At 67.8% G+C, this 19,480-nt stretch carries 15 protein-coding genes; all 15 read left to right on the plus strand.

Annotated elements, in window-relative coordinates; genetic code table 11:
* Nucleotide 1 precedes the first annotated feature (1 nt).
* Nucleotides 2-991: a flagellar motor protein MotD gene (gene motD, locus DX03_RS10415; protein ID WP_038688513.1), complete on the plus strand. Its 990-nt coding sequence runs from the start codon at nt 2-4 to the stop codon at nt 989-991.
* Between the two features lie 5 nt (nt 992-996).
* Nucleotides 997-1,779, plus strand: a complete 783-nt coding sequence (locus DX03_RS10420; RefSeq protein ID WP_038688515.1) for a ParA family protein — start codon at nt 997-999, stop codon at nt 1,777-1,779.
* Complete coding sequence (locus DX03_RS10425; RefSeq protein ID WP_038688517.1) at nt 1,776-3,143, plus strand: chemotaxis protein CheW; 1,368 nt, start codon at nt 1,776-1,778, stop codon at nt 3,141-3,143. The genes DX03_RS10420 and DX03_RS10425 overlap by 4 nt, the downstream gene beginning before the upstream one ends.
* A gap of 212 nt (nt 3,144-3,355) precedes the next feature.
* Nucleotides 3,356-3,664, plus strand: a complete 309-nt coding sequence (locus DX03_RS10430; protein ID WP_038688519.1) for an STAS domain-containing protein — start codon at nt 3,356-3,358, stop codon at nt 3,662-3,664.
* Nucleotides 3,661-4,026, plus strand: coding sequence for a response regulator (locus DX03_RS10435; protein ID WP_038688521.1), 366 nt, complete (start codon nt 3,661-3,663; stop codon nt 4,024-4,026). Before DX03_RS10430 ends, DX03_RS10435 begins: the two co-directional genes overlap by 4 nt.
* 57 nt (nt 4,027-4,083) lie before the next feature.
* Nucleotides 4,084-6,060 (plus strand): chemotaxis protein CheA, encoded by a 1,977-nt coding sequence (locus DX03_RS10440; RefSeq protein WP_038688523.1) that lies wholly within the window; start codon nt 4,084-4,086, stop codon nt 6,058-6,060.
* Between the two features lie 735 nt (nt 6,061-6,795).
* The gene (locus DX03_RS10445; protein ID WP_038688525.1) at nt 6,796-9,036 is read left to right on the plus strand and encodes a methyl-accepting chemotaxis protein; all 2,241 of its coding nucleotides are present in this window, start codon (nt 6,796-6,798) and stop codon (nt 9,034-9,036) included.
* A 176-nt stretch (nt 9,037-9,212) separates the two neighbouring features.
* Nucleotides 9,213-9,992: a flagellar brake protein gene (locus DX03_RS10450; protein WP_038688526.1), complete on the plus strand. Its 780-nt coding sequence runs from the start codon at nt 9,213-9,215 to the stop codon at nt 9,990-9,992.
* Nucleotides 9,993-10,616: 624 nt separating this feature from the next.
* Nucleotides 10,617-11,108: a chemotaxis protein CheW gene (locus DX03_RS10455; RefSeq protein ID WP_038688527.1), complete on the plus strand. Its 492-nt coding sequence runs from the start codon at nt 10,617-10,619 to the stop codon at nt 11,106-11,108.
* A 152-nt stretch (nt 11,109-11,260) separates the two neighbouring features.
* Complete coding sequence (locus DX03_RS10460) at nt 11,261-11,644, plus strand: hypothetical protein (protein ID WP_038688529.1); 384 nt, start codon at nt 11,261-11,263, stop codon at nt 11,642-11,644.
* A 96-nt stretch (nt 11,645-11,740) separates the two neighbouring features.
* On the plus strand, nt 11,741-14,110 hold the full coding sequence (locus tag DX03_RS10465) for a methyl-accepting chemotaxis protein (protein ID WP_038692235.1): 2,370 nt from the start codon (nt 11,741-11,743) through the stop codon (nt 14,108-14,110).
* A gap of 366 nt (nt 14,111-14,476) precedes the next feature.
* The gene (locus DX03_RS10470; RefSeq protein WP_038688531.1) at nt 14,477-16,747 is read left to right on the plus strand and encodes a methyl-accepting chemotaxis protein; all 2,271 of its coding nucleotides are present in this window, start codon (nt 14,477-14,479) and stop codon (nt 16,745-16,747) included.
* A gap of 54 nt (nt 16,748-16,801) precedes the next feature.
* Entirely contained in the window at nt 16,802-17,665 is an 864-nt protein-coding gene (locus tag DX03_RS10475; protein WP_038688533.1) for a CheR family methyltransferase, read from the plus strand.
* Complete coding sequence (gene cheD, locus DX03_RS10480) at nt 17,662-18,258, plus strand: chemoreceptor glutamine deamidase CheD (RefSeq protein WP_038688535.1); 597 nt, start codon at nt 17,662-17,664, stop codon at nt 18,256-18,258. The genes DX03_RS10475 and cheD overlap by 4 nt, the downstream gene beginning before the upstream one ends.
* On the plus strand, nt 18,255-19,325 hold the full coding sequence (locus tag DX03_RS10485; protein ID WP_038688537.1) for a protein-glutamate methylesterase/protein-glutamine glutaminase: 1,071 nt from the start codon (nt 18,255-18,257) through the stop codon (nt 19,323-19,325). The genes cheD and DX03_RS10485 overlap by 4 nt, the downstream gene beginning before the upstream one ends.
* Nucleotides 19,326-19,480 lie beyond the last annotated feature (155 nt).

Here is a 19,480-nt window from a genome sequence, read left to right on the forward strand (position 1 = left end):
CATGGCCCGTCGCAAGCATCACGAAGAGCATGCCAACCATGAGGCCTGGGCCATTCCCTATGCCGACCTCATGACGCTGCTGCTCGCCTTCTTCGTGGTGATGTACGCCATCTCCTCGCTCAATGAAGGCAAGTACCGGGTCATGGCCGATGCGCTGACCACCGCCTTCGGCGGCGCGCCGCGCACCATCAACCCGGTGCAGGTGGGCAACCAGCAGGTGCAGGGCGGCGGCTGGGACAGCCCGTCGGTGATCAAGGCCGGCAACCGCGTCGGCCCGGCCGCACCGGCCCCGTCCAACGACCCCACCCTGCTGCCGGCGATGGCCTCGCAGATGCGCATGCCGGTCTCGGTGCGCAACCAGGAACAGCTGCAGCGCGCCGAGCGCCAGCTCAACACCATCGCCGACAAGCTCACCGCCACGCTGGCACCGCTGATCGAGCGCGGCATGATCACCGTGCGCCGCACCGAGCTGTGGATCGAGGTGGAGATCAACAGCGACATCCTGTTCCCCACCGGCTCGGCCACGCTGGACGTGCACGCACGCGACACCCTGTCCAAGCTGGCCCAGGTGCTGCGCGAGGCGCCCAACGGCGTCCGCGTGGAAGGCCACACCGACAACATTCCGATCGCCACCCCGTTGTTCCCCTCCAACTGGGAACTCTCGGCCGGGCGCGCGGCCAGCGTGGTCCACCTGTTCGCCGACCAGGGCCTGCAGCCGTCGCGGCTGGCGATGGTCGGCTACGGTCAGTTCCGCCCGCGCGAAGACAATGCCAGCGCCGAAGGGCGCAACCGCAACCGGCGCGTGATGGTGATAATCCTGGCCGACACCGCCCAGGGCGTGGATCCGATCGGGCCGCAGTTGACCGCCGAATCGGACCCGGCCACGCCCGGCAAGACCCCCTCCGTAACCCCCATCGCACCGGTGCAGTTGCCACCGGTGCCGGCCGGCAGCCGTGTGGGCGCCGCCGTCTCCCCTGCAATGAAGGAGTGAACCGAATGCGCATCTGGGCAATCGCCAATCAGAAGGGCGGCGTGGGCAAGACCACCACGAGCCTGGCCCTGGGCCGTGGCCTGGCCACCCTGGGCCACCGTGTGCTGCTGATCGATCTTGATCCGCATTCGTCGCTGACCCGCGCCTTCGGCGTGCCGCTGGACCCGCCGCCGCAGGGCGTGCTGGAGCTGTTCGGCGCGCCGCCGGCCGAGCTGTCCTCGCTCAGCCGCCACAGCGATATTCCCGGCCTGGATTACGTGTGCGCGCAGGCCGCGCTGGCCACCCTGGAACGGCGCAGCGCCAACCAGCCCGGGCTCGGCCTGGCCCTGCAGAACGCCTTTGCCCGCCACCAGGGCCAGCACGACTACATCCTGCTGGACTGCGCGCCCACGCTGGGCCTGCTGATGATCAATGCGCTGGCCGCCGCCGACCGCCTGATCATTCCGACCCAGGCCGAACCGCTGGCCCTGCACGGCCTGGACGGCATGGTGCGGACCGGCGAGATGGTCGAACGCTCGCGCCGCCGCCCGCTGCCGATGTCGATCCTGCCGACCCTGTTCGACCGCCGCACCCGCGCCGGCAACGAAACCGTCAAGCTGATGCAGGACACGCACGGCCACCGCGTCTGGGAAGACGCGATTCCGGTCGACACCCGCATCTGCAATGCCGCCAGCCTGACCATTCCGGCGCAGTCCGACGACTACCCCGGCCGTGGCCTGGCGGCGTACCGCCGTGCCCTGGAATGGATCATGGCCGACGACGCGCTGCAGATGGAGCGCGCGGCATGAACACCGCCGGCGTGCTCGACGACTACCTGGAACAACTGCTGGGTGATGCCGTGCCGGCGGCACCGGTGCAGGCCGACGTATCGACCCCGCCGACCGCCGCGGTGGCCGCGCAGGACGACGCCGAAGCCGATGGCGTGGCCCGTGCGATCAGCGCCGAGTTCGCCCGCCACGCGCTGGCCGATGCCGGCGCCGATCCGGACAGCGACGCACCCGCACCCGCAGCGCAGTTCGACACCCCCACCGCCCCGGGCGCGCCGGCCAACCTGGCCCTGCTCGACGAGCTGATGAACGATCCCGCGCTCGGCCCTCCGGTCGACATCCTCGCGACCGTCCACGACACCCCGACCTCGCCCGGTGCGCCGGCCAATCTGGCGCTGCTCGACGAGCTGATGAACGACCCCGCGCTCGGCCCGCCGGTCGAGACCCTCGCGACCGTCCACGACACCCCGACCTCGCCCGGCGCGCCCGCCAACCTGGCGCTGCTCGACGAGCTGATGAACGATCCCGCGCTCGGCCCCCCGGTCGACACCCTCGCGACCGTCCACGACACCCCAACCTCCCCCGGCGCGCCCGCAAACCTGGCGCTGCTTGACGAACTGATGAACGATCCCGCGCTCGGTCCGCCGGTCGCCGCTCTCTCCACTTCAGCGACAGGCGCGGACGCGGCCAGGCCCAGTTGGGACGACCTTCCCGACGATGTGCTGCACGACAATGCGCCGGCCGTCGCAGCGGTGGCAGCCCCGGTCGCCCCTGCTCGCCCTGTTCCCGCCCCCACCCCGACACCCGCCGCCCGCGCCATGCCCCCACCGATGCCGATGAGTGCCCCGAGCGCCCGCAGCGCCGCGCCCGCGCCGGCTCACACTCGCCCAGGCAGCTGGCAGGAACTGCAGGCTCAGGCGCGCAATCCGGCCTCCAGCCCGCGCGAGAACCGTCGGGCCAGCGAGCGCACCTCGCGCTGGCTGCGCCTGCGTTGCGGCGCCCAGGCCTACGCACTGGAACTGCTCAAGGTGCAGGAAGTGGTGCTGCCGGTGCCGCTGCTGCCGTTGCGCGGTACCGCCGACGCCATGCTCGGCATCATGAACCTGCGCGGCCAGGTGGTACCGGTGATGGACCTGGGCATCCACCTGGGCGCCGGCCCGGCCCAGGAAGACGCCAACACCCGCATCGTGGTGCTCGAGGAAGATGGTGAAACCATGGGCCTGCGCGTGTCGGCCGTGGAAGACGTGGCCAATCTCACCGACTCGCAGATCGAGCCGCCCGATACCGCCCGCATCTGCCAGATTTCCAACGACCTGTTCCGCGGCGTGGCCCGCATCAGCGCCCAGCCGATGATCCTGCTGGACGCCACGCAACTGCTGAACTGAGCGGTAGAGCCACCCCCTGGGTGGCTGCCGTCCGGCCCGACGCCGTGACGGCCTGGCAAACGCTTTTTGCCATGCCGTTGCCTGGCAGCCACCCATGGGGTGGCGCTACCCGCCACGCCACCCGACAGAACGATGAAGATCCCCCGGCGCGCCCCTAAAGCTTTGTGGGTTTGGGCCGTTATCTCTCTCGGAACCGTTTGTCCGGAGCAAACATGAGCACTGTTGCCCTGGGTGGTGATCTCGGAATCGAGACCAGCACCGAGCTGAAAACCCGCCTGGCCCCGTTGGTGGACCAGGCCGGCGACCTGACGCTGGATGCCAGCCAGGTAAGCCGTATCCACACCGCAGCAATGCAGGTCCTGTGCGCATTCGTCGACGCCCGCCGCCAGGCAGGCCACCCGACCGGATTCGACGGTTGCACTGCCACCTTCCGTGATGCCGCGCGACTGCTCGGCCTCACCCAGGCCCTCGGCCTGGACGCAACCCATGACAACCTGAAATCTGTGGAGAACGCTGCATGAGCGCACGAATCTTGGTGGTGGACGACTCGGCGTCGATGCGCCAGATGGTCTCTTTCGCCCTCACCTCGGCCGGCTTCTCGGTCGAAGAGGCCGAAGATGGTGCCGTCGCACTGGGCCGGGCCAAGGGCCAGCGCTTCAACGCGGTGGTGACCGACGTCAACATGCCCAACATGGACGGCATCTCGCTGATCCGCGAGCTGCGCCAGCTGCCCGACTACAAGTTCACCCCGATGTTGATGCTGACCACCGAATCGGCCGCCGACAAGAAGTCCGAAGGCAAGGCCGCCGGCGCAACCGGCTGGCTGGTCAAGCCGTTCAATCCCGAACAGCTGGTCGCCACCGTGCAGAAAGTGCTGGGCTGATCCCAGCGCGCCCCACCGCACCACCCTCCCTCACTTCGCAACCGGACCCCACGCACCATGAGCATGGATCTGCAACGTTTCCACGCCACGTTCTTTGAAGAAAGCCGCGAGGGGCTGGATGCAATGGAGGCTGGCCTGCTGGCGCTTGAATCGGGCCAGCAGGACCCGGAAATCATCAATTCGGTGTTCCGCGCCGCGCATTCCATCAAGGGCGGCGCCGGCACCTTCGGCTTCGACGCGATCGCCGCGTTGACCCACGTGCTGGAAACCCTGCTGGACGAACTGCGCGCCGGCAAGCGCGCCCTGGAAGCCACCGCGGTGGACGCCATGTTGTCCTCGGTGGACGTGCTGCGCGCCCTGCTGCGCGAAGCCGAGCACGGCCAGCCGGCGGACCCGCAGGCTGTGGCGGCGATCAAGGCACGCCTGGAAGCGGTACTGTCCGGCCAGGCGGCTGCCGCCGCACCGGTCGCGGCGGCCAAGGTGGATGACACCCCCGAAGCGTGGCAGATCGGCTTCGTGCCCTCGCCGTCGCTGTTCATGAGTGGCAACGACCCGCTGCGCATCATCCGCGAACTGGAACACCTGGGCTCGCTGCAGGTGGCCGCGCGGCTGGACCGCCTGCCCGGCTTCGACCAGCTCGACCCGCTTGAAGCTCACCTGGCGTGGGACCTGGGCCTGGTCGGCAAGGTGCCGCGCAGCAAGATCGAAGACACCTTCGCCTGGGTGGTGGACGACTGCGAACTGGACATCCGTCCGGCCGCACCGCCCAGCCTGGCCACCAGCGCACCCGCGGCCCCGGCGACTGCCCCGGCACCGGCTGCAGCCACGCCGGCCGCCGCCGCGCCTGCGGCTGCCGCACATGAAGCAGAAACCTCGATCCGCGTCGCCGTGGAAAAGGTCGATGCCCTGATCAACCTGGTCGGCGAACTGGTCATCACCCAGGCCATGCTCAAGCAGGTCTCGCACGCACTGGACCCGGTGCATGCCGAACAGCTGTTCGCTGGTCTGGACCTGCTGGAACGCAACACCCGCGACCTGCAGGAAGCGGTCATCGGCGTGCGCATGCTGCCCGTGGATGCGGTGTTCCGCCGCTTCCCGCGCCTGGTCCGCGACCTGTCCTCGCGGTTGGGCAAGCACGTGCGCCTGCGCACCATCGGCGAAGGCACCGAACTGGACAAGGGCCTGATCGAGAAGATCGCCGATCCGCTCGTGCATCTGGTCCGCAACTCGATCGACCACGGCCTGGAAATGCCCGACGTCCGCCGCGACGCCGGCAAGGACGAGACCGGCACGATCACCCTGGCGGCCTCGCACCAGGGCGGCCACATCGTGATCGAAGTCAGCGACGACGGCCGCGGCCTGAACCGCGACAAGATCCTGTCCAAGGCCCTCGAGCGCGGCTTGAGCGTGCCCGACAACCCCACCGACGCGCAGGTCTGGGACCTCATCTTCCAGCCGGGCTTCTCCACCGCCGATGCCGTCACCGATCTCTCGGGCCGTGGCGTGGGCATGGACGTGGTCCGCCGCAACATCCAGGCGCTGGGTGGCGAAGTGCAGCTGGAAAGCAAGGCCGGCAATGGCACCCGCGTGCTGATCCGGCTGCCGCTGACCCTGGCCATCCTCGACGGCATGACCGTGGCGGTGGCCGGTGAAACGGTGATCCTGCCGCTGGCCTACGTGCTTGAAGCCCTGCAGCCGCAGCCCGAAGACGTACGCACCATGGCCGGCGAAGGCCGCGTGCTGCGCGTCCGTGGCGAGTACCTGCCGATCCTCTCGCTCAGCGAGTACTACGGGTTCGGCGGGCGCACCAAGGACGACTCACTGGTGGTGGTGGTCGAAGGCGATGGCCAGAAGATCGCGCTGGAAGTGGACGAACTGGTCGGCCAGCAGCAGGTGGTGGTCAAGAACATCGAGAACAACTACCGCCGCATCAGTGGCGTGTCCGGTGCCACCATCCTGGGCGATGGCCGGGTGTCGCTGATCGTGGATATCGGTGGCCTGGTGCGGTCGTTGCGGATGCCACAGGCGGCTTGATCATTCGCGATCGCGAAGGATCCCCAAGGTTTGCGTTGCAAACCTTGGGCGCCGCCTCATCAGCACCCAACACCCCCCGCCTGTCGGCGCGCCCCCGCTACTAGCGGGGGCTCCTCGTTTGGGGGCCCGCGACCTCCGTCTGCATCCCCGATCATTCCGCCTGCCACCCCCGGTAGTGCCGGCCGCTGGCCGGCCCCTCATTCCGCCTGCCATCCCCGGTAGTGCCGGCCGCTGGCCGGCTCCTCATTCCGCCCGCCCCCCCGGTAGTGCCGGCCGCTGGCCGGCTCCTCGCGTTGTCGGCTGGGGTCCATGGGGTTGCCGGCCAGCGGCCGGCACTACCGATTGCTGCGGGTTTCCTGGTTGCCGGCCAGCGGCCGGCACTACCGGGTGCTGTGTGTGGTCCGGCTGCCGCCGGGCCTGTCTGTTACGCGCCCCTTTTTGAAACTGTGATCTTGATCGGCGGCGATACGTTGGCGTACTGAGCCGCCTCCTTGAGCCGCGAATCGAAAGCCTTGCGGTTGCTTGCTTATGCAACCAATGCGGGTTTGTGAGGCGCGGCTGCATGCCGCGAAAAAATGTGACATCGAACACTCAAGTTGCGGCGTTGCGTCGCCGCTATTTCGGGAGAGCGTTGACTTCTTCGTCACGCGCCCCTCGCCCCATCCCGCATTCGCCACGACCTCACGCCCAGCGCCCCCACGGCTGCGCGCCACTGCCCTGCCCGGAGTTCCTGCCATGAAGTGGTTCCACGATCTGCCCATCGCCCGCAAACTGGCCGTGGGCTTCACCCTCACCACCCTGATGACCGTCATCCTCGGTGCCTTCGCGCTGGTTCGCCTCAATGGCGCCAACGCCGAACTGGGCGCGATGGCCAGCAACGATATTCCGTCGGTGCAGCATCTGGGCGAAGTGCGCTCGCAACTGGGTGAATTCCGCACCTACGAAATGGCGCAGGTGAGCATGTTCGACCAGCCCGAAAAGGTGGCCGACTACAACAAGCGCATGGAGACAACCGCCAAGGTGGTCCGCGACGAACTGGCTGCCTACGCGGCACTGCCGGCCGGTGAGCGCGAGCGTGCCCTGTTCGCCAAGGTGTCCGCCGACACCGATGCCTACTTCGCCGCCAACGTCGAACTGCGCGCCGCCGTCGCCGCCGGTGATGGGGCGCTGGCCCGCCAGGTGTCCGACGAGAAGTCGCGCCCGGCCCGTCGCCAGCTGTTCGACGACCTCAAGGCGCTCGGTGCGTTCAGCAACGGCCTGATGGCAAGCAAGATCGCCGCGGCCAACGCCACCCACCGCACCAGCGTGATCGCCATCATCAGCTGCATGGTGCTGCTGTCGCTGGTCGCCGCCGCCCTGGCCTTCATGATCTCGCGCATCATCACCCGCCCGCTGGGCCAGGCCGTGCATGCCATCAAGTCGGTGGCCCGTGGCGACCTGAGCGTCACCATCCGCGCCACGAGTGCCGACGAGGCCGGGCAGATGCTGGCCGCCACCGGCGAAATGACCAGCATGCTGCGCCGCTATTCCGAAGAAACCCGGCAGATGGCCGCGATGCATGCCGGCCCGGATATCTCGCACCGCATGCCCACCGACTTCCCGGGCGTGTACGGTGAGCTGGCCGTGGGCACCAACACGGTGGTGTTCGACCACCTGGATGCGATCAAGGACGCCATCGCCGTGCTGAACCAGTACGCCGCCGGTGACCTGTCGCCCAATGCCCGCCGCTTGCCCGGCAGCCGCGCGATCCTGCACGAATCGATGGACGCGGCCAAGGCCAGCCTGCTGGCCATCAACACCCAGATCCAGTCGCTGGCCCAGGCCGCCGCGGCCGGTGATTTCACCCAGCGTGGCGATGCGCTGCGCTTCGATCACGATTTCCGGGTGATGATCGAGCACCTCAACACCATGATGGAAGTGGCAGACGGCAACCTGTCGCAGCTGTCGCACCTGCTGCAGTCGATCGCCAACGGCGACCTCACCGCACGCATGCAGGGCCAGTTCCACGGCGTGTTCGCCAGCATGCGCGACGACGCCAACACCACCGTCGCCCAGCTGACCCAGATCGTGGGCCGCATCCAGCACGCGTCGTCCAGCATCAGCACCGCCGCCGGCGAAATCGCCTCGGGCAACAACGACCTGTCGCGCCGTACCGAGCAGCAGGCCGCCAACCTGGAAGAAACCGCCGCCTCGATGGAGGAACTGACCTCCACCGTGCGTCAGAACGCCGAACACGCCCGCCAGGCCAACCAGCTGGCGATCGGCGCGCACGGCGTGGCCAGCCAGGGCGGCGACGTGGTCGGCCGCGTGGTCAGCACCATGCACGAGATCGACGCCTCCTCGCGCCGCATCGCCGACATCATCACCGTGATCGACGGCATCGCCTTCCAGACCAACATCCTGGCGCTGAATGCGGCGGTGGAAGCGGCGCGTGCGGGCGAACAGGGCCGCGGCTTCGCCGTGGTGGCCTCCGAAGTACGCACCCTGGCCCAGCGCTCGGCCAGTGCGGCCAAGGAGATCAAGGGCCTGATCGACGAGTCGGTGGGCAAGGTTGCCGAAGGCTCGGCGCTGGTCAACCAGGCCGGCGAGACCATGGGCGAGATCGTGGCGTCGGTGCAGCGCGTGACCGACATCATGGCCGAGATTTCCGCCGCTTCGCAGGAACAGTCGGCGGGCATCGAGCAGGTCAACCAGACCATCACCCAGATGGACGAAACGACCCAGCAGAACGCCGCGCTGGTGGAAGAAGCCACCGCCGCCGCCCGTTCGATGGAAGAGCAGGCCGGCCACCTGACCGACGCCGTGGCACTGTTCAAGCTGGACGGCCAGGCGGCCCCGATGGCGAGCGCGCCGGCGGCCAGCAGCCGTGCCCCGGCCATTGCGGCCCCGCGTGCGCGTGCAGCGGCAGCGCCGGTGCGCCGTGCCGCGGTGCGCGAGCCGGTGCTGGCCAACGAAGGCGACTGGCAGGAGTTCTGATCCGCCCTGCCCTGTGATGCGTGTCCACGGCACCCCGCTTCGGCGGGGTGTCGTGCGTTTGGGGCGGCCGAGCTGAACTACACGGATTGGCCCTACATTAATGTGAACCGCTGCCGATAAACGGACAGAGCCCCGGTAAAACCGCCGGCGGCGCCCACTCTATTCAGCACGCATCCATGTCCGAAGGCAGCTTTGAGGCACACGACGACGACCACGCCGCGCACGACGACGGCGCGGACGATCGTTACCTGGTCCGCAATCCCCGGCAGATCCGTCAATTGCTGCAGGCATTGATCGACCAGCGCTCGTTGATCAATGCGCATCTGGGCGGGCGGGACCAGTCGTTCCCGACGGCGATCCTGGAGCTGGACGAAGACGAGGACATGCTGCTGCTGGACGGCAGTCCGTCCGAGCCGGCGAACCGGGCGGCGGAAGAGGCCGGGCACCTGTTGTGCTTCGCGCAGCTGGACAAGGTGATGGTACGTTTCCGGCTGGACCATCTGGAGCGCGTGGGGAGTACGCACCATGTGGCGTTCCGGGTGGCGTTCCCGAGCGAGCTGGTGCATCTGCAGCGTCGCGAGCTGTACCGTCTGGAGACGCCGATCACCGATTCTCCGCAGTTGCTGTTCCCGATCAACGAGGATCGCAGCGAGGCGTTGAGTCTGCGGGTGGTGGACATCAGTGGCGGCGGGCTGGCGGTGACGGTGCCGGTAGACTGCAATGTGTTCGCGCTGCAGAAGCGGTATGACGCACGGCTGGACATGCCGGAGGGCGGGCCGCTGCAGATCGCGTTGATCGTGTGCAATCAGTTGGCGGTGAAGCTGCCCAACGGGGTGGAGATGAAGCGCGTGGGGATGCGTTTCGATTCGCTGCCGCGTGGAGGCGACAGTGCGATCCAGCGCTACATCTTCCGCATCGACCGCCAGCGCAGCGCCCGCAAAAATGGGGAAATTTAGGCGGGCTGCTTTTTTGTTGGAGCAACGTCATCTTCAACTGCAACTGCGGCGGTTCGGTCTGTTGGAGTGGGTCGGTACGGGTGGGTTGGCGGGACACGCCGTGAATCCATCCTTGGAGGCTCGTGGGCGCCATCCATGGCGCCCAACGGTCCCGCCAACCCACCCGTACCAACCCAAGACAGATGCCTTTCGCCGCGTTGAGATCAAAAGCACGCAGCGCTTGAGTGGTGGGTGTAGGTGCCGAGCAACGCTCGGCACTACCCCTCCACACCACTGGCGGCTTTATCCAACCGATCACGGAACCTGTGGGGCGGGCGGTGCCAGGCCCTGCCGGGACCGTTGGGCGCCATGGATGGCGCCCACGAGCCTCCAGGGGTGAAGGCGCATTGCTTGCGAGGCACTGCCTCGCATGCGACTGAACGCACAGCCGCCAGCGGCTGGGCCGGACCGCGGAGCGGGATTTACGGCGTGTCCCGGCAGGGCCTGGCACCGCCCGCCGTCCATCAGCAGCGAATCGCTGAAAACAGCCAACCACACCCCGTCTAAAGTCGCCCGACTCCAGGCCGATATTGAGCGTGACGCCCGGTTTTTCCTTACCGCCACGCCCGACCCAGGATTCCTTCCATGAACGACAGCAACCCCAACGCCGCCAGCAGCGGTGGCGAGTATCTCAGCTTCACCCTCGGCGCCGAGCACTACGGCGTGGACATCCTCAAGGTCCAGGAAATCCGTGGCTACGACTCGGTCACCCGCGTGCCCGATGCCCCCGATTACATCAAGGGTGTCATCAACCTGCGCGGCACCATCGTCCCGGTCATCGACCTGCGCCTCAAGCTGCGCCTGGAAAAGGCCACGTATGACGCCTTCACCGTCATGATCGTGCTCAACGTCGAAGACCGCGTCGTCGGCATCGTCGTCGACAGCGTCTCCGACGTCATTCCGCTCAACGCCGACCAGATCCGCCCCACCCCCGAGTTTGGCGCCGCCGTCGATACCCGCTTCATCTCCGGCATCGGCACCCAGGACGATCGCATGCTGATCCTGCTGGATATCGAAACCCTGCTGGACAGCGCCGACATGGGCCAGCCGGCCCAGGTCGAAGACGCCGCCGCCTGATCGTGCCCCACCCATCCCGGTCGATTCGACCGGGTTGTGAAAAAAGTTCTTCAGTTCCCTGCGCGACGGCCGATAGCTGCTTCAGGACCCGGCTGTGTAGGGCTGCCCAAGGCCGGGCCAACTCGTCCAATTTCCCCCGGAGATTCTTCCCGATGAAGTCCCTGCTTGCGCTGTTCTCGGTTGCCGTCCTCGCCTCCTCTGCCTCGTCCGCCTTCGCCCAGTCGGCCGAGATGATCCCGCCGGAAATGGCGCCGCGCTCGGTCGGCAAGGACGGCATGGTCTGCGGCAAGGTCGAAAAGGCCCGCTACGCCGAAGGCTCCGAAGGCCAGCCGACCTTCCTGTACATGGGCGGCGCGTTCCCGCGCCACACCTTCTCGGCCCGCATCGCCGGCGCCAACCGCGGCAAGTTCAGCTTCCCGCTGGAAAGCCTGGAAGGCAAGACCGTGTGCGTGATCGGCAAGATCGCCCGTGACGCATCGCGTGCTGAAATCGAAGTCAGCTCGCCGGCCGGCCTCAAGCTCGCCAACATCAAGTAATCCGCCGTACGCCATGCCACGCCGGCACTGGCCGGCGTGGTCGCTGCAACCGGGCACGACGCCCGGACGCGTTTGCCACTGGAGATCGCACCGCCCATGCCCTGGATCAACAACCTCAAACTGATGCCGAAGTTGATGCTGACTTTCGGTGTCCTCCTGCTGGTGATGCTGCTGCAGGGCATCGTGGCGTATCGCGGGCTTTACTCGCTCAACAACGTCACCACCGAACTGGCTGGCCACCGGATGGAGAGCATCCGCACCGCCGGTGAAATCCGCGGCATGGTCGGCGAATACCGCAACTCGGCCTACCAGGGCCTGATCCGCGCCAGCGACGACGTCAAGGCCGACGCCAAGAAGCGCGCCGCCGAACTGCGCGGCAAGATCGACCTGTCCATCAAGAAATACCCCGAATTGATCGACAATCCCCAGCAGAAGAAGCTGTTTGACACCTTCGCCAAGGATTGGAAAGACTCGCTGGCCTCCTACGATGCCGTCACCGAGATGCTGGAACTGGATCTCCCCGATGACGCCGTGGACACCTTCGTCGGCGAAACCCGCACCAAGCACCTGAAAGCCTCCTCGGCGCTGGAAGCACTGATCGCCGAAGACAACCGCCTGGCCCGCGCCTCGCGCGATGAGGCCGAATCGACCTATGCCGCCTCGGCCACCCTGACCATCATCGCCCTGCTCGGCGGTGCCGCACTCGGTCTGGTGCTGGTGTACCTGTTTGCCCGCTCGCTGGTTGGCAGCATGCGCGGCGCCGTGTCGGTCGCCAATGACGTGGCCGGCGGCAAGCTTGACGGCCATATCGACGTCACCCGCAAGGATGAAGTCGGCGACCTGATGCAGGCCATGCAGCGCATGCAGCGCGACCTGCGCGAGCGCACCGAAACCGACCAGGCCATCGCCCGCGAGAACCTGCGCATCCGCACCGCGCTGGATTACAGCTCCACCGGCGTGTACCTGACCGACAACCAGCTCAACATCGTGTACGCCAACCGCGCACTCGAGCAGAGCCTGTCCCAGTACCAGGAGGAGCTGCGCAAGCACCTGCCCGATTTCGATGCCAATACCTCGCTGGTGGGCCGTCCGCTGACCGTGCTCGAGCACCGCGGCGAGATGGATGCCACCCTGCTGAACAACCTCAAGGCCAACGGCGTGGCCCGTCGCGCCATGCAGTTCGGCGATGCGCAGTTCGCCCAGGTGGTCTCCACCATCCGCAACGAAGAAGGCGAGAGCGTCGGCCACGTGGTCGAGTGGCGCGACCGTACGCCGGAAGCGCTGGTCGAAGCCGAAGTGGCCCGCGTGATTGCTCAGGCCGCCGCCGGCGACCTGTCCGGCCGCATCCGCGCCGACGGCAAGGAAGGCTTCTTCCTGCAGCTGGCCCAGCAGATCAACGGCCTGCTGGACGCCAACGCGGCCAGCATCGAGCAGATCTCCGGCCTGCTCACCGCGCTGTCGCAGGGTGATCTCACGGTGCGCATGCACGGTGATTTCCAGGGCGTGTTCGCCACCATGCGCGACGACGCCAATGCCACCGCCGAACAGCTCAGCGGCATCGTCACCAAGATCAAGCACTCCAGCCAGGCCATCAGCTCCGCGGCCAGCGAGATCGCCACGGGCAACAGCGACCTGTCGCGCCGCACCGAGCAGCAGGCGGCCAACCTGGAAGAAACCGCGGCCTCGATGGAGGAACTGACCTCCACCGTGCGCCAGAACGCCGAGCATGCCCGCCAGGCCAACCAGCTGGCCATCGGCGCGCACAGCGTGGCCAGCCAGGGCGGTGATGTGGTCGGCCAGGTGGTGACCACCATGAGCGCGATCCAGACCTCGTCCAAGAAGATCGCCGAGATCATCTCGGTCATCGACGGCATCGCCTTCCAGACCAACATCCTGGCGCTGAACGCAGCCGTGGAAGCGGCGCGTGCCGGCGAACAGGGCCGCGGCTTCGCCGTGGTCGCCTCCGAAGTGCGCACCCTGGCCCAGCGTTCGGCCGGTGCGGCCAAGGAAATCAAGGGCCTCATCGACGACTCGGTCGGCAAGGTCAACGACGGCTCGGCGCTGGTGCACAAGGCCGGCGCGACCATGGGCGAGATCGTCGCCTCGGTGCAGCGCGTGACCGACATCATGGCCGAGATTTCCGCAGCCTCGCAGGAACAGTCGGCCGGCATCGAGCAGGTCAACCAGACCGTGGTGCAGATGGACGAAACCACCCAGCAGAATGCCGCGCTGGTGGAAGAAGCCACCGCCGCCGCCCGCTCGATGGAAGAACAGGCCGGCCACCTCAGCGACGCGGTGTCGATCTTCAAGCTCGACGCGCATGACGTGGCGCTGCCGCCGGTAGCCGTGGCCACCCCGGCCCCGCGTGCCGCACGCCCGGTTGCCGCCGCCCCGGCCCCGGCCCGCCGCGCAGCAGCCCGCCCGGTCGCCACCGAACTGGCCGACGGCGACTGGCAGGAGTTCTAAGCGCACCAGCAGCCTGTAATCCCGCATCACAAAAGGCCCCGATACCCATCGGGGCCTTTTTGTTGGCAAGGGCGCATGACCGCGCCCACCACGGTAGAGCCACCCCATGGGTGGCTGCACGCGGCCCCGAAGGGTAGAGCCGACCGTTGGTCGGCTGCACACGGCCCCGGACGGTAGAGCCACCCCATGGGTGGCTGCACACGGTCCCGAAGGGTAGAGCCGACCGTTGGTCGGCTGCACAAGGCCCCGGACGGTAGAGCCACCCCAACCTGAATACGCTCAGCCACCCACCCTCAATAGCCGCTGACTTTGGCCGATAACAGCATTGCCGCGACACGTTCGTCGACCAAAGATGATGCCCTGCCCATGAATCTGATCAGCCGCTGGAACCAGTACTTCTCCAACCTGTCCGTCAGGCGCAAGCTCAACCTGCTCACCGCGTTGATCGCCGTCGGCGTCATCGCCCTGGCCGTGATCGCCGCGCGCATGCAGTACCTGGACCTCACCGATACCCGCAAGGACAGCCTGAAGATCCAGGTCGAACTCACCTACGGCATCCTGGACCACTACCATCGCCTGGCCGAAACCGGCGAGCTGACCGAACCGGCCGCCAAGGCTGCCGCACTGGAAGCGCTCGCGCGCATGCGCGCCGACAGCGACGCCTACTACTACAGCGTCTACGACACCCAGTACCGTGTGCTCATGCATCCGTTCCGCAAGGACCTGATCGGCAAGGACATGCAGGCGTTCCGCTCCGAGGACGGCGTGCAGCTGTTCCACGACCTGGTGCAGGTCGCCCGCCAGGGTGGCGGCGTGGTCTCCTACAAGTGGGCCAAGGCCGGTGCCGAAGGCCTGTACGACAAGTCGTCCTACGCTGGCCTGTACAAGCCCTGGCAGTGGGTCATCAGCAGCGGCGTGTACATGGAAGACGTACAGCGCCAGGCGCTGGTGTTCACCGCCATCATGACCGCCAGCGGCGGCGCCATGGTGCTGATCGTGCTGGCCCTGAGCTGGCTGATCGGCAACCGCATCACCCTGCCGCTGCGCCAGGCCACCCAGGTGGCCGAGAGCATCGCCGCCGGCAAGCTCGACAGCCGCATCGGTGCCCAGGCCCACGACGAACCGGGCCGCCTGCTGGAAAGCATGGCGCGCATGCAGCAGCAGCTGCACGCGGTGATCAGCGGCCAGCGCGACATGGCCAGCCGCCACGACGCCGGCCAGACCAGCTTCCGCATGGACGAAAGCGCCTTCCCCGGCGAGTACGGGCTGATGGTGCATGAAACCAACACCCTGGTCGGCGCGCACGTGCAGACCATGCAGAACGTCCTGCAGGTGGTGCAGCGCTACGCGGTGGGCGACCTGTCCGCCGAGATCGCGCGCTACCCCGGCGAGAAGGCAGCCATCACCGACACCGTCGATTCGGTCAAGCAGAACCTGGCCAGCATCAATGCCGAGATCAAGCGACTGGGCGCGGCGGCGGCGGCCGGTGACTTCAGCCAGCGCGGCGACACCGCCCGCTTCGACCACGACTTCCGCCTAATGATCGCCAACCTCAACGCGATGATGCAGGTCAGCGACGACAACCTGGGCAAGCTCTCGCAGCTGCTCTCGGGCATCGCCGAAGGCGACCTCACCGTGCGCATGCACGGCGACTTCCAGGGCGTGTTCGCCAGCATGCGCGACGATGCCAACGCCACCGTCTCCCAGCTGACCCAGATCGTCGGCCAGATCCAGACCGCGGCGGGCAGCATCAACCAAGCCGCTGGCGAGATCGCCAGCGGCAACAGCGACCTGTCGCGCCGTACCGAACAGCAGGCCGCCAACCTGGAAGAAACCGCGGCCTCGATGGAGGAGCTGACCTCCACCGTGCGCCAGAACGCCGAACACGCCCGCCAGGCCAACCAGCTGGCCATCGGCGCGCACGGCGTGGCCAGCCAGGGTGGCGAGGTGGTCGGCCAGGTGGTCACCACGATGAGCGCGATCGAAGCCAGCTCCAAGCGCATCGCCGAGATCATCTCGGTCATCGACGGCATCGCCTTCCAGACCAACATCCTGGCACTGAACGCGGCCGTGGAAGCCGCGCGTGCCGGCGAACAGGGCCGCGGCTTCGCCGTGGTCGCCTCCGAAGTGCGCACCCTGGCCCAGCGCTCGGCCGGTGCGGCCAAGGAGATCAAGGGCCTGATCGACGACTCGGTGGCCAGCGTGGCCGACGGCTCGGCGCTGGTGCGCAAGGCCGGCACCACCATGGGCGAGATCGTCGCCTCGGTGCAGCGCGTGACCGACATCATGGCCGAGATCTCCGCTGCCTCGCAGGAACAGTCGGCCGGCATCGACCAGGTCAACCAGACCGTGGTGCAGATGGACGAGACCACCCAGCAGAACGCCGCACTGGTCGAGGAAGCCACCGCCGCAGCGCGTGCGATGGAAGAACAGGCCGGCCAGCTGTCCGACGCCGTGGCCATCTTCCGCCTGGACAACCACGTGGCCGCCGCCGTCAGCGCGGTCACCGCGCGCGTGGTGGTGCCCGCCCCGGCACGGCCTGCCGCCCGTCCGGCCGCGCCCAGCCCGGTACGTGCCGCACCCGCCCCGCGTGCGCCGCGCACCACGCCGGACGACGGCAACTGGCAAGAGTTCTGAGCCTTCGCGGCGGCCACCCGGCCGCCGCCTCCCCACCCTCCTTCGAGTCCGCCCGTGTCCACGCCTTCTGCCCCTGCCACCACCGCCCAGAACGGCCGCGAATTCGAGTTCGCCGATCGTGATTTCCGCCGCGTCTGCGACCTGATCTACCAGCGTGTCGGCATCTCGCTGGCACCGGCCAAGCGCGACATGGTCTACGGCCGCCTGTCGCGGCGCCTGCGGGCGCTGGGCCTGCGCAACTTCCACGACTACCTGGATCAGCTCGAACGCGACGGTGGCGACGAATGGCAGGCGTTCACCAACGCACTGACCACCAACCTCACCGCGTTCTTCCGCGAACCGCACCACTTCGAAAAGCTCGACACCGAACTGCGCGCGCGGTCCGGCCACGGCACCCTGCAGCTGTGGTCGTGCGCGGCCTCCACCGGCGAGGAGCCTTACTCCATGGCCATCACCGCCTGCGAAGCCTTCGGCACGCTCAAGCCGCCGGTACGGATCCTCGCCACCGACGTGGACACCCAGGTCCTGGCCACCGCCAGCCGCGGTGTGTACGCCATCGACCGGGTGTCCGGACTCGACCCGGCGATCAAGAAGCGCTATTTCCAGCGCGGCAGCGGTCCCAACGAAGGCAGCTGCCGGGTCAACCCGGCCCTGCGCGACCTGATCGACTTCCGCCCGCTCAACCTGCTCAGCAGCCGCTACGACGTCGGCGGCCCGTTCGATGCGTTGTTCTGCCGCAACGTGATGATCTATTTCGACAAGCCCACCCAGCGCGGCATCCTGTCGCGGCTGATCCAGCACATGGGCGATGACGGCTTGCTCTACACCGGCCACTCGGAGAACTACCTGCACGCCGCCGACCTGATCCAGCCGTGCGGGCGCACGTTGTACAAACGCGCCCCCGGAGCCCCGGTATGAACGCCGTGATCCGCAATGACGATGTGATGCGCTACTTCGACAGCCGCTTCAAGGTAACGGCCGCCAAGTTGTTGCCCACCCAGTACCTGGTGGTGGACGACGACACCGCACTGACCACCACGCTAGGTTCGTGCGTGGCCGCCTGCCTGCGCGACCCGGTGCTGAAGATCGGCGGGATGAACCACTTCCTGCTGCCCGAGGGAAACGTCGGCGACGGCGCGCCCGCCCGCTATGGCAGCTATGCCATGGAACTGCTGATCAACGACCTGCTCAAGCGCGGCGCACACCGCAAGCGCCTGGAAGCCAAGGTCTTCGGCGGCGCCAACGTGTTGAAGGGCTTCACCAGCAACCCGGTGGGCACGCGTAACGCCGAGTTCGTGCGCCAGTACCTGCAGGCCGAGCACATCCCGGTGCTGGCCGAGGACCTGTGCGGCATCCATCCGCGCAAGGTGTGGTTCTTCGCCGATACCGGCCGGGTGGTCGTGCAGCGCCTGCCGCATGCCCATGAAGCCGAAGTGGCCGCCACCGAATCGGCCGTGCGCGCCCGCCTGTCCAAGGCCCCGGTCACCGGTGGCGTGGAGCTATTCGAATGACCCAGACCGGCCCCTGTCGCGTGCTGATCGTCGACGACTCCGCCGTGGTACGGCAGATGCTCAGCGAAATCCTCGCCAGCGACCGCGATATCGAGGTGGTCGGCACCGCCGCCGACCCGTTGCTGGCCCGCGAGAAGATCAAGCGCCTGGCCCCGGACGTGATTACCCTGGACGTCGAAATGCCGCGCATGGACGGCCTGGCGTTCCTGGAAAACCTGATGCGGCTGCACCCGTTGCCGGTGGTGATGATCTCCTCGCTGACCGAGCGTGGCGCCGACACCACCCTGCAGGCGCTGGCGCTGGGCGCGGTGGATTTCGTGTCCAAGCCGAAATTTGACGTCGCCCGCGGGCTGCAGGCCTATGCCGAAGAGATCATCGGCAAGGTCAAGATGGCCGCGCGCTCCCGCGTGCGTACCCTCGCCCGCCCCAGCGCTCCGCGCATCACCCTGGACGCGGTGGCCCCGGCCGCCACGCCGCGCGCGATCCAGTTCCGCACCACCGACCGCCTGATCGCCATCGGCGCCTCGGCCGGTGGCACCGAAGCCCTGCGCGTGGTGCTGGAAGGCATGCCGGCCGACGCGCCGGCAGTGGTGATGACCCAGCACTTGCCCGCCACCTTCAGCACCCCGTTCGCCGAACGCCTGGACCGCCATTCGGCGATGTCCGTGCGCGAAGCCAGCGACGGTGAAGCGGTACTGCCTGGCCACGCCTACCTCCCGCCCGGCGGCAAGCACTTGCGGATCATCCGCGACGGTGCGCGCTGGCGCTGCCGCGTCGACGACGGCCCGGCCGTGAACCGGCACAAGCCGGCGGTGGACGTGCTGTTCCGTTCGGTGGCCGAAAGCGCCGGCGCCAACGCGATCGGCGCGATCCTCACCGGCATGGGCGACGACGGCGCACGCGGCCTGCTGGAACTGCGCAACGCCGGCGCCCCCACCCTCGTGCAGGACGAAGCCACCAGCGTGGTCTGGGGCATGCCCGGCGCGGCCTACAAGCTCGGTGCCACTGAAGAAATGGTGCCGCTGGAACGCATCGCCGAACGACTGATGGCCATGGCCCGCGCATAACGCATGCCCGGCGGCACACCACCAGCCACGTAGCGCCGGGCTCTGCCCGGCCGTCCGAATCACGTAGCGCCGGGCTCTGCCCGGCTGGGGCGGTCCGCGCGAACGGCAGCCGGGCAGAGCCCGGCGCTACGGAATCTACGCATCACAACAAAAAA

Source organism: Stenotrophomonas rhizophila, from assembly GCF_000661955.1.
GTDB lineage: Bacteria > Pseudomonadota > Gammaproteobacteria > Xanthomonadales > Xanthomonadaceae > Stenotrophomonas > Stenotrophomonas rhizophila.

Excerpts from the sequence above, each read along its gene's own strand:
- DX03_RS10430 (WP_038688519.1), top strand. The coding sequence starts at position 3,356 with ATGAGCACTGTTGCCCTGGGTGGTGATCTCGGAATCGAGACCAGCACC.
- DX03_RS10485 (WP_038688537.1), top strand. The coding sequence starts at position 18,255 with ATGACCCAGACCGGCCCCTGTCGCGTGCTGATCGTCGACGACTCCGCC.
- motD (WP_038688513.1), top strand. The coding sequence starts at position 2 with ATGGCCCGTCGCAAGCATCACGAAGAGCATGCCAACCATGAGGCCTGG.
- DX03_RS10470 (WP_038688531.1), top strand. The coding sequence starts at position 14,477 with ATGAATCTGATCAGCCGCTGGAACCAGTACTTCTCCAACCTGTCCGTC.
- DX03_RS10460 (WP_038688529.1), top strand. The coding sequence starts at position 11,261 with ATGAAGTCCCTGCTTGCGCTGTTCTCGGTTGCCGTCCTCGCCTCCTCT.
- DX03_RS10450 (WP_038688526.1), top strand. The coding sequence starts at position 9,213 with ATGTCCGAAGGCAGCTTTGAGGCACACGACGACGACCACGCCGCGCAC.
- DX03_RS10455 (WP_038688527.1), top strand. The coding sequence starts at position 10,617 with ATGAACGACAGCAACCCCAACGCCGCCAGCAGCGGTGGCGAGTATCTC.
- DX03_RS10420 (WP_038688515.1), top strand. The coding sequence starts at position 997 with ATGCGCATCTGGGCAATCGCCAATCAGAAGGGCGGCGTGGGCAAGACC.
- DX03_RS10445 (WP_038688525.1), top strand. The coding sequence starts at position 6,796 with ATGAAGTGGTTCCACGATCTGCCCATCGCCCGCAAACTGGCCGTGGGC.
- DX03_RS10425 (WP_038688517.1), top strand. The coding sequence starts at position 1,776 with ATGAACACCGCCGGCGTGCTCGACGACTACCTGGAACAACTGCTGGGT.
- DX03_RS10465 (WP_038692235.1), top strand. The coding sequence starts at position 11,741 with ATGCCCTGGATCAACAACCTCAAACTGATGCCGAAGTTGATGCTGACT.
- cheD (WP_038688535.1), top strand. The coding sequence starts at position 17,662 with ATGAACGCCGTGATCCGCAATGACGATGTGATGCGCTACTTCGACAGC.
- DX03_RS10435 (WP_038688521.1), top strand. The coding sequence starts at position 3,661 with ATGAGCGCACGAATCTTGGTGGTGGACGACTCGGCGTCGATGCGCCAG.
- DX03_RS10440 (WP_038688523.1), top strand. The coding sequence starts at position 4,084 with ATGAGCATGGATCTGCAACGTTTCCACGCCACGTTCTTTGAAGAAAGC.